Source organism: Vibrio sp. 10N.261.46.E11 (assembly GCF_041472735.1).
Classification (GTDB): domain Bacteria; phylum Pseudomonadota; class Gammaproteobacteria; order Enterobacterales; family Vibrionaceae; genus Vibrio.
Map to the genome: position 1 here is coordinate 1 of NZ_JBFRQW010000106.1, position 420 is coordinate 420.

The window sequence follows — 420 nt, forward strand, 5'->3', positions numbered from 1 at the left end:
TAACGACCATATGGAGCTGTGGTATCATACCATATGTCGACGCAACCAGCTGATTTCAGGTCTTTAACGAAGTTCTCACTGATATATAATTCATTATTCTCGTTAAAAACAAAAGCATATTTTTCTTCTACTTCTAAATCTGTCAGGGTTGGAAATTGTAAAAGTTCAATTGTTTTATAATCATCAAACTGTCTATCATAATCGTCAGGATGACTACCAAAATCAAAATTACTATCCCAAGCATCCTTTCCTTCAAGCCACGATTCATTCAACTTTTCTAAAATTTCTCCCCAAATTACGAATCGGATAGTATTGTCAAAAATAATAAATAAGTCAGGGTTAGAAAAAACCATACCTGGTCTTTTTTCTGGTAGTACATTGCTTAAATTTTCTTTAATAAACTTAATATACATATTACTT

The 420-nt window shown here is 31.4% G+C and carries 1 protein-coding gene; it reads right to left on the reverse strand.

Annotation, left to right across the window (positions count from 1 at the left end; genetic code table 11):
* The coding region (locus AB4407_RS20900) for a hypothetical protein (RefSeq protein WP_372121846.1) at positions 1–413 on the reverse strand (413 nt) is incomplete at its 3' end.
* Between the last annotated feature and the right edge of the window lie 7 nt (positions 414–420).